The following is a 6,814-nucleotide window of genomic DNA, read 5'->3' as shown; positions in this document are numbered from 1 at the left end:
CACGAAGTAAGGCATTTAAATAAGACCCGAACAAGTCCATAACAGTTTGCTGGCGACAATAGCAAGAGTGAACCACCTGATCCCTTCCCGAACTCAGAAGTGAAACCTCTTAGCGCTGATGGTAGTGTGGGGTTACCCATGTGAGAGTAAGTCATCGCCAGCTTTTAAATCCAAAACACCCCGATCTCTAGAGAGCGGGGTGTTTTTTTATGCACTGAGAAAAATAATAAATAGTAAGAATAAGATGTAAATTTTGTTGTTTTACTTCCTCATCAAAATATAGCAAAGTAGGATAGAGTTAGGACTAACTATAGTTATTGGTTGCTTAGGCAGAATAGAAAGAAGAATGACATTTAACGGAGATAGGTAATATGAAATTTCCTTTCCTTCCTCATAACTTGAAAAATGAAAGCATCAACTGAATAAATTTATGCAATATACAGTGAAACGAATTGAGCTTAAAATCCATTTTTATTTCTGTGAGGTGTTTTTATGCAATGGGTTGTCGCTGAAACATATTCATTTCCTTACGAGGCTCAGATTGCCAAAACGCAATTAGAAGCAGCAGAAATTCCAGCACGTATTGAAAATGAACATACTATTAATATGGATTGGCTTTACTCCAATGCTTTGGGTGGTGTGCGATTGTTAGTTCCTGAAAGCTATGCAGAAGAGGCTAAATCATTACTTGCCCAAGATTTTAGCCAAGAATTAGAACAACAGTTTGGAGCAAGCGAAAGTTGCCCTCATTGTGGTAGTCGCGATATACAGCCATATACCGAAGGAAAACGTCCCGCTTATTTGGTTTTTCTATTGCTTGGTTTTCCGCTCTTTTTTTATAAAAATGGAACGAAGTGTAAACAGTGCCAACATTTTTGGCGTTAGAGCTCTATTGGAAAGTCGGCAAGATATTTTAAATAAGCAAACTTTAGATTAAATAAATTACTTACTAGAAAATATCGTAAAATTTGATCAACAAAACCAATGCATCATTTAACAGGATTTTGAAGTTGAAGGAATGGTCAAAGACTATGTGGATTTTCATATTGAAGAATTAGGTGATGATTGCCTAGAAAAAATTGGGATTTCTAATCCATCAACTGATTGTGGTCAAAATAGATCATCTAAGTTGGGAAAGTTGAAATATAGAGCTAAACCTAACATGTTCATATTTTGCTAAAATGAAACAAAGGCTAAGCTTTAAGACTGATATATTCTGTGTTGAGTTTATATGCTTATTTGCACAATCATAAGTACTTAATATTTGCTGAAAGCTGAATAGCACAATTTACAAATAATGGATGAAAATGGATAGAGATACTCCCATTTATGTTTCTTTAACAGGTACAAATAGCCATCAGATAAAAATTCCAGCTGGGCAAGGAAGCTTCTCAATTGGTCGAATCGGCATGGACAAGAAAAAGTTTGATGTTCTTGTCGATGAAAATGCTGTAATCAATTGGGATGCTTTTAATACTTTTTATACGCCAAATGCTCAACAAAATGCGCATTTACATCCTTATGGAGATTGGCCAAGATTTTTTTATTATTGGGGAAATGATCAGGGGTTTATTGAATGGTCGAAGAAAAGAGTGATAGAAGATTTTTCTTGGCGACCTACGCAAGCGATTTGTCTAGATTTAAGTCATGCTCAAATTCATAACTTTTCAATCAAAGCAGATCAACATCCAATCACATTAGTTTTAAATCATGCTGATGCTGAGAATAAGAAGGGGTTATATTCGCTTCATTTGGCTGGTCATATTGAGCATTTTGAAATTATTACCACAGCAGCATATCCCCATATGAGAATAGAACCAAGGACGAACAAAGATCCAATGGTATCGGCATACCATCTTCCTGTTATGAAAAATTTAGCGGCAATAACTTCGTTAGATTTAACTGTTAAACCTTTAGGTCAAGCATTTGATTGTAAAAGCTTATTACAGTTTCCTAATTTAAAAAACCTAAACTTAACTGGGAATATAACCAATACAGCAAGTTTAAAACAACTTCAGCAACTTGAACGTATTGGAATACGCTATGCTGTAAATTTGGAAGGCTTTCCAGCTTTAAATACTTGGGAAAACTTAAGGTCCTTCATTGGATGGAATATTGATGAAAAAACAGGGAAAAGGTTAAATGCTGAATTAAAGTATTTAGCTAAAGAAAAGCAACTGGATTATTCTTCGGTGTCTAAACTGAGGAGCTCAATATGGTTTACCACTGAATATGGAATTCCATTTGAAAATTGGGAAAGCAATAATGCAAAAATTGCGATTAAAGCATATAAATCTGCTTTAAAAGAAATCTCCAAGGCGAAGACGAAGCAAGATGTGAAAGGGGCAATTATTGGACTTGTAGAGATAATTAATACATTGCCCAATATTGAAACTGTTGAAAGAGAAGATACTGGTCTTGCTGTACTGCAACTGGTTGAAGCTTCAACATTCGATATAGATCAAGCAATAGTGAATACTTGGTTTGATGAAATACGAAATTTTTAAAATATTCTGTTGTTAAGTAAAAAATGGCAAGTTTTCTTACCATTTTTAAATTTGGATTAGAAACTATATTGCATAGCAAAGTTGATAAGTGTTTTTTTCTGTAGATGCAACTGTCCAATTCGGTTTTTTTAACTACCGATTGAGTAGCAGCGAGTTGCTTATTGATGTTGTAGTCAGCGCTAATTCCGTAACTTACGATCGCTACGACCATTTTTCTATCGTTGCAAAAATATATTTAGCTTTTAGTTGAATTGGGGTAGAAGTAATTGCATAAGCAAAGAAATCTATTGAATTATCAGTGCCACACTGTTTAATCAATCCACTTCAGTATGCCTAAAAAGTGGATTTGGTTGCACTTAGTGGATAATGCTATGCTAGCAGAGGCTTAAAATCAGGCAGTAAAATAAATGCTAAAACAGCAAGAAAAATTGAGTCCATTGCAAGTTGAAAAGCTATTAAAAACCTTAGCACAGCGTTTTCATCAGCATACAGAACGACATGCACAAATGAGCTGGGATTTTGTCCAGAAACAACTTTTGCTTTGCCCAGAAAAGCTATGGGCTTTACAACAAATGGAAATGAGTGGCGGTGAGCCTGACGTGGTTGTTTTGCCGAACACAGAAGGTGTGTATTTTTTTGATTGCGCAATTGAGTCACCAAAAGGGCGGCGTAGTCTGTGTTATGACCGAGAGGCATTACTCAGTCGCAAAGATCATCCTCCTGAAGATACGGTGATAGACTGGGTAAATAAACATACCTTAGCACTAATGACTGAACAACAGTATTATGCTCTACAGCAAATATTCAATTTTGACTTAAAAACATCCAGCTGGGTCGAAACACCAATGATATTACGTCAGCAAGGTGGGGCGATCTTTTGTGACCAGCGTTATGGGCGTACATTTACCTATCATAATGGTGCTAGCTCATATTATGCGAGTCGTGGGTTTCGAACCTATATCAAACTTTAATTGTTAAAAATTGACAGCGTGAAATCCTAAGATTCTCTCGAGCTTGTTTGTATTTTGGTGTTTAGATATAACTGCTGTTATATCCTACATATTGATATTTAAGTTAATGATTTTCAGTTTTGATTTGGGGAGTTGTATGTTTATTCAAGGATGACATTCATGTTGCTAAACGAAAGATCTGTCATAGATGATGAAACGATATGCTCATTATTTTTAAAAGCACTGAATTTATATGATGGTTACTCAGCTAATGAATATGAATTTTATAAAATGAGTTTTTGTATTTTTGAGTCGAAAAAAAACGGCAAGATCACTTGCCGTTTTTTATTAAAGGTTCGGATTAGAAGTTATATTCCATACCTAAGCCAATAACAGTTTTCTTTTTCTCTGGTGTAGATGTAGTTGACCAATCACGTTTTTGTTGACCAACAACACCGTAGAAACGAGCTTGCTTATTGATGTTGTAATCAGCGCCAATCCCGTAAAGGTCTTGTTTACGATCATCACGGCCATCTAGTTCTGTTGTTGCAGAAATATATTCAGCTTTTAGCTTAATCGGTGTAGAAGGAATCGCATATGCAGCAGTGATACCATATGCATTTTCTTTCAAGCCTTTGAATGATGTTACTGTAGTACCAGAAGTGGTTGCAACTGTGTCATCAGTTGGTTGAGCTGTTTGCCATAATGCACCAAATACTAAGCCATCAAGACCAGCAGGTTTCAAGTCTACTGAACCTGTAACACGGATTGCGTCAGAGTAGATTGTGTTGCTGCCTAATTCAGAGCTATATGCATTATATTTAGATGCAACACCGAAGTTACCTGCAACAGCAGCAGCAAAACCGTAGTCTTTGTTGTCATAAGTAAGTGATGTAGAGATACCATCTCCGAAACTATCACGGCTACCTTTTTGACCTTTAGCATCATTTTTTAAAGCAGATGATTCTTCACCTTGCTGGAACATGATGTTGAAAGCTAAACCAGCCAATAATTTTTTATCAGTTTCAAAACCGATCACGTTTTTTAAACGATCTTCACCAACTAAAATCGCAGTCATATCGAGTTCGTTGTGATCGTTGAAGATATCTTGGTTGTTACCAGCAGCATTTTTGAAATATGAATCAAACTGACCAACTTTTAACGTTGCGATACCGTCTGATTTAATCCCCACGAAACGGTTACGGTTAGTGAAAGCATCGCCATCACCATCAGCACTGATTTGCCATTCTGCCAAGTAAACAGCAGACAATTTATCTGTTAATTTCTCTTCGCCTTTAACACCAATACGAGAAGCGTTAGAGTTTACTTTAGTTACGCTTTCGTCTTTAAAGCCATTCTTATCAATTTGATCTAAAGTTACGTTGAATTTACCATACAATGTTGGCGCTGCTTGAGCTGCGCTTATGCTAAGGGTGGCGATTGCTGCAGCGAGTAGCACTTTTTTCATTGAGATTTCTCCAAAACATGTTCAATGGGTTTGCAGTTACTTTTTTTATTCAGTAAGTGTGGGTTTGTGCACTACTTACTAACTTGCATGCAGTATCTGTAAACTTTGTTACATATCAGTGAAGAAAAAATGACAATTTAATGACGCGAATTTAACATTTGTGTAATTTGAATAAAAAAATGAGGCTTGATTAGCCCCATTGATTCTAAAAAGGTTTTTAATTAAGCCAGTGCAGTCTTAATTTTTTCAGCAAACCCTTTAATTTTTTCCTGATCGCCCATTTGAATAGCATGACGACCTAATTCATGCACCGAGCTCGGAATCAAATGAAAGTGTACATGAGGTACAGTTTGTCCAGCAGCAGCTCCAGAAAGTTGCATTAATACAATACCTTGAGCATCTAAAGCTGTTTCAATTGCTTGCGCTATTTTTTGCACAATCTTGATTGTATAAGCAGCAATTTCAGGATCTAAGTCGAGCAATGTCACTGCTGGAGTCTTCGGAATAATCAGGGTATGCCCATCGGCTTGCGGCATGATATCCATAAATGCAAGCACATGATCATCTTCATAAACTTTAATTGCAGGAAGTTCACCACGTAAAATTCGTGCAAATATATTCTGATCATCATAAGCCATGTTTATTTCCTTGAAGGTGTGAATGTGATTATTTACAGTTCAATTCTTTCTGACGTTCCTTGATAGAGTCAAGTTTTTGCTGCTCTTTTTCAGAAAATTTAGGCTTACTTGTATAACAATTGTCATTATTATATTTTGCTTTTGCTTCAGGATCTTTAAAACAGAACCCTTTTGATGCATAAATGACATTGTAATCATCTTGCAATTTTTTACATTCTTGGGTGTTATCAGCAAAAGCGTGACTAGCGACTAAAATAGATAAACTAGAAAGTGTAGCAATTACATATTTATTCATGATACGACCTCGAAATTGACATATTTACATGTCACTTAATGTGATTATAAGGTTTAGTTGTGATTATTCAATGACGAAAAATTAATCTAATGTAATTTTGCTCCATGATTCATACATTTTTACGGCGGTAGAAAAATCGCTATCAGGCTCTGAAAGACTATTGGCTGCGGTAATTAAGCTTTGTGTTAAACCAAGAATAGGTGCTGATAATCTTGCATCACGAACTAAATCAATGGCAATACCTGTATCTTTTGCCAATAAGGGTAAAGCAAAGGTCAGTGGAAAGCTACGATTGAGGATACGTTGCGGTAGTGCAGTTTCAGTCACACCACTTTTACCACTGGATGCATTGATACAATCAAGTGCTTCATTTAAATCTACCCCATGTGCTTTCAGCGTGGTAAATCCTTCAGCGGCAGCACATAAATGAACCGCCATCATCATATTATTTACAGCTTTTACCGCAAAGCCTGCACCTGAGTCACCAACACGTTTAATTAATTTACCCATCGCCTGCATTGCAGGCAAGGCAATTTGAAACGCTTCTGCAGAACCGCCGACCATAAAGGTCAGTGTTGCATTTTCAGCACCAATGGTTTGACCACTTACAGGTGCATCTAAGAAGTGAATATTATTTTTGAGCAGATACTCAGATTGTTTACGCGCAGCATCAGGTACACCACTGGTACAGTCGACCCAAATCGCGCCATTTTTGATCTTTAAATCTTGGATTAAATCATCAATATCTTGGCTGGTCGGTAAACATGAAAAAATAATATCAGCTTGCACCGCTTGATCGAGTTCGACAGCTTGAGTACCAAACTCAGTTGCATGTTGCTTGGCCTTTGCAAAATTTCGATTCCACACATATACAGTATCAAAATGTTTGGGTAAATGTGCTGCCATACGATAGCCCATTGCGCCTAAACCAATAAATGCAACTGTAGTCTTCATAT

The 6,814-nt window shown here is 36.5% G+C and carries 7 protein-coding genes and 1 rRNA gene; 4 read left to right on the top strand and 4 right to left on the bottom strand.

Annotation, left to right across the window (positions count from 1 at the left end):
* Positions 1-48 precede the first annotated feature (48 nt).
* From rrf to ASC84_RS03730, 4 genes are all read left to right on the top strand, one after another.
* Positions 49-163, top strand: a 5S ribosomal RNA gene (rrf, locus tag ASC84_RS03745).
* A 329-nt stretch (positions 164-492) separates the two neighbouring features.
* Positions 493-885: a DUF2007 domain-containing protein gene (locus ASC84_RS03740; RefSeq protein WP_056511842.1), complete on the top strand. Its 393-nt coding sequence runs from the start codon at positions 493-495 to the stop codon at positions 883-885.
* 416 nt (positions 886-1,301) lie between these two features.
* Entirely contained in the window at positions 1,302-2,507 is a 1,206-nt protein-coding gene (locus ASC84_RS03735; protein WP_227515085.1) for a hypothetical protein, read from the top strand.
* 407 nt (positions 2,508-2,914) lie between these two features.
* Positions 2,915-3,478, top strand: a complete 564-nt coding sequence (locus tag ASC84_RS03730; protein ID WP_056511837.1) for a DUF4256 domain-containing protein — start codon at positions 2,915-2,917, stop codon at positions 3,476-3,478.
* Between the two features lie 340 nt (positions 3,479-3,818).
* Here ASC84_RS03730 and ASC84_RS03725 read toward each other — a convergent pair whose 3' ends face one another.
* The 4 genes from ASC84_RS03725 to ASC84_RS03710 all read right to left on the bottom strand — a co-directional run bounded on the left by ASC84_RS03725 (position 3,819) and on the right by ASC84_RS03710 (position 6,812).
* Positions 3,819-4,925, bottom strand: coding sequence for a porin (locus ASC84_RS03725; protein ID WP_056511834.1), 1,107 nt, complete (start codon positions 4,923-4,925; stop codon positions 3,819-3,821).
* Between the two features lie 221 nt (positions 4,926-5,146).
* Entirely contained in the window at positions 5,147-5,563 is a 417-nt protein-coding gene (locus ASC84_RS03720) for an HIT family protein (protein ID WP_056511831.1), read from the bottom strand.
* 28 nt (positions 5,564-5,591) lie between these two features.
* On the bottom strand, positions 5,592-5,858 hold the full coding sequence (locus ASC84_RS03715) for a YARHG domain-containing protein (protein ID WP_004719576.1): 267 nt from the start codon (positions 5,856-5,858) through the stop codon (positions 5,592-5,594).
* Between the two features lie 81 nt (positions 5,859-5,939).
* Entirely contained in the window at positions 5,940-6,812 is an 873-nt protein-coding gene (locus tag ASC84_RS03710; protein ID WP_056511828.1) for an NAD(P)-dependent oxidoreductase, read from the bottom strand.
* Between the last annotated feature and the right edge of the window lie 2 nt (positions 6,813-6,814).

Source organism: Acinetobacter sp. Root1280 (assembly GCF_001425285.1).
GTDB lineage: Bacteria > Pseudomonadota > Gammaproteobacteria > Pseudomonadales > Moraxellaceae > Acinetobacter > Acinetobacter guillouiae.
The sequence above is the reverse complement of the archived record's forward strand: the minus strand, read 5'-3'. Positions and strand labels throughout refer to the sequence as shown.